The organism is Phytoactinopolyspora endophytica (assembly GCF_004138495.1).
Lineage (GTDB): Bacteria > Actinomycetota > Actinomycetes > Jiangellales > Jiangellaceae > Phytoactinopolyspora > Phytoactinopolyspora endophytica.
In genome coordinates this window covers 79,683-82,613 of record NZ_ML142870.1, presented here as the reverse complement: position 1 = coordinate 82,613, position 2,931 = coordinate 79,683, and the positions used below count along the sequence as shown (strand labels likewise).

Here is a 2,931-nt window from a genome sequence, read left to right as displayed (position 1 = left end):
AACAAGTGGGACCGCCCTGGCCAACACGCGCTCGACCTGTGTGACCAGCTCGAGGAGCGGATCGATTTGCGCGCGACGCCACTGAACTGGCCGGTCGGTGAGGCCGGCCATTTCACCGGGCTGCTCGATCGCAGCCGGGGCGACATGGTGGTCTTCGAACGGGCTCCCGGCGGTGCGCGCATCTCCGCCGAGCGCCGGCTCACGCCGGACGAGGCCACGGTGGCACACGGCGACGAGTGGCAGGCAGCCGTGGAAGAAGCCGAGTTACTGGACGGGTACGACGAGTCGTCGTTCATGGCCGGCAGGACGACTCCGTTGCTGTTCGGTGCGGCCGTGTCCAACATCGGCGTCGGGCGCCTGCTGGACGTCCTGGTCGACCTGGCGCCGCCACCGGCCGCGCGCCCGGACAACGCGGGTACTCCGCACGACCTGGACGAGCCGTTCTCCGGCCTGGTGTTCAAGGTTCAGGCCGGTATGGACAAGGCGCACCGGGATCGGGTGGCGTTCGTGCGGGTGTGCTCGGGGCGCTTCGAACGTGGCTCCGTCGTCGTGCATGCCGCGACCGGCAGACCGTTCGCGACGAAGTACGCGCAGGCGATGTTCGGGCGAGACCGGGGTACCGTCGACGTGGCCTACCCGGGCGACATCGTCGGCCTGGTGAACGCGACGGCGCTGCGTCCTGGCGACACCTTGCACGACAAGGACGCGCCCGTTGAGTACCCGCCCATGCCATCGTTCGCTCCGGAGAATTTCGCCGTCTGCCGTGCCGTGGACACCAGCAAGTCGAAGCAGTTCCGCAAGGGGGTCGAACAGCTCGGCCATGAAGGCGTGGTGCAGCTGCTCCGTTCCGACCTGCGTGGTGATGCCGCTCCGATCCTCGCCGCCGTCGGTCCGCTGCAATTCGAGGTCGCGGCACACCGCCTCGAGCACGAGTTCGGCGCGGCGGTGAGCATGGATCGTCTGCCGTACACGCTGGCCAGACGTACCCGGCCGACCGATCGCGGCACGCTTGACGCAGAGCATGACGTCGAGGTGGCGGAGCGCAACGACGGTGCGTTGCTCGCGTTGTTCAGCGACAGATGGCGGCTCGCATCAGTCCAGCGCCGGCACCCGGATCTCCTCCTCGAGACGCTCGTCGCCGGAGGCGAAGCGGAGCAGTGATGACGTGCGTCGTCCTTAAGATGAGAATCGTCTCACCGAGTTCTCATCGTCACCTCCTGTAGAGAGCGCACCATCGTGTCCGTGAAGTCGATCGCCACCATTGGAGCGGCGGTAGTAGCGTTGCTGGTCGCTGCCGCCGTTGGTGTCGCCGCGTTGCTGGCGGCTCCGGACAGCGGGCCGGACCTCGGTGAGCCCGTCAGCGTGACGCCGTCGCCGGGTGCGACGACGGACACGCCGGGCATGCCGACATCTCCGTCGGAGCCGTCACCGACACAGAGCTCGCCCGAGCCGACTCGGGAAGGGCCGACGACGGTCACTCCTGGCCCACCGAGCACACCGGACGATGGCGACGACGATGATGACGATGACGATGACGACGACGACGATGATGACGACGATGACGATGATGATGACGATGACGATGACGACGACGACGATGATGACGACGATGACGATGATGATGACGACGATGATGACGACGATCGGGATGACACCTGAGCGCGGAGAGTGAAACCGCTGGCACGGACGTCCGGAGAGGGCTACCGGTCCGAGCGCGAGTCCTGGCGGCCGTCCTGGGTGCGGCCGCCATCGGGCTGTTGGTGGCCGGTGGCCTCTCGTACCTGGTGCAGCGGGAACGGGTGGACAACAGAATCGACGAGAACCTCGGACAGGAAGTCGAAGAGTTCCGGGGGTTGGCGGAGTCCGGTGTCGATCCGCAGACGGGAGCACCGTTCACGTCCGTCGACCGGTTGATCTTCGTCGCTCTCCAGCGCAATGTGCCCGGTGCGAACGAGGGCATGCTCGGCATGATCGACGGTGAGGTGGCCTGGCTCCCGTCGAACGTGGACCTGCGCCTGCAAGACGACGCCGAACTGCTGCGCGAGCTCGACGGCGCGTCGACGGAGTCGCGGATCCGCGCGCGGACGGCCGACGGCGCCCTGGGATCGCTGAGGTATGTCGCCGTGCCGGTCACGGTGAGCGGGGACCCGGCCACTGGCCTGTATGTGGTCGCGTACTCGCGAGATCGCGAACACGCCGACCTGATCGACTCGTACCGGACGTACGCTCTTGCCGCGGCGGCTTCGCTGCTGTTGATCGGCGTGGTCGCCTGGGCCGTGGTGGGACGGCTGCTGGCTCCGCTGCGCTTGCTGCGGGAGACCGCCCAGCGGATCAGCGACACCGACCTGTCCGGTCGAATCCCGGTCGCCGGCGGCGACGATGTATCCCGCCTGGGGCACACGGTCAACGCGATGCTGGACCGGCTCGAGGCTGCTTTCAGTGCACAGCGCGAAGCTCTCGACGACGCCGGGCACGAGCTGCGAACTCCGATCACGATCATCCGTGGCCACCTGGAGCTGATGGATGTATCGGATCCCGACGATGTCGCCGAGACCCGGAATCTTGCCCTGGACGAGCTCGATCGGATGCATCGCCTGGTCGAGGATCTCATCTTGCTCGCGAAGTCACAGCGTCCGGACTTCGTCCAGCCCGAGCCAGTGGAACTGGGGCAGCTGCTCGACGATGTCCTGGACAAAGCGGGGGGTATGGCCGAGCGGCGCTGGCAGGTCGATGCTCGGGCCGAGGCAGTGGTCGAGCTCGACGAGCAGCGGATCACACAGGCACTGCTTCAGCTGGTCTCGAACGCGGTGGCGTTCACCGAACCGACCGACACCGTGGCGGTGGGCAGCGAGATCGACCCCGGCCGCATGGTCCGGTTGTGGATTCGCGACACCGGGCCGGGCGTCGACCCGAGCCAGGCGGAGACGATAT

Annotated in this window: 3 protein-coding genes; all 3 read left to right on the top strand. The window is 67.2% G+C overall.

Annotation, left to right across the window (positions count from 1 at the left end):
• The coding region (locus tag ELR45_RS29825; RefSeq protein ID WP_205857541.1) for a peptide chain release factor 3 at positions 1–1,161 on the top strand (1,161 nt) is incomplete at its 5' end.
• 81 nt (positions 1,162–1,242) lie between these two features.
• The gene (locus tag ELR45_RS36045; RefSeq protein ID WP_165368213.1) at positions 1,243–1,659 is read left to right on the top strand and encodes a hypothetical protein; all 417 of its coding nucleotides are present in this window, start codon (positions 1,243–1,245) and stop codon (positions 1,657–1,659) included.
• 101 nt (positions 1,660–1,760) lie between these two features.
• A partial coding sequence (locus ELR45_RS29815) for a sensor histidine kinase (RefSeq protein WP_205857540.1) occupies positions 1,761–2,931 on the top strand: 1,171 nt, incomplete at its 3' end.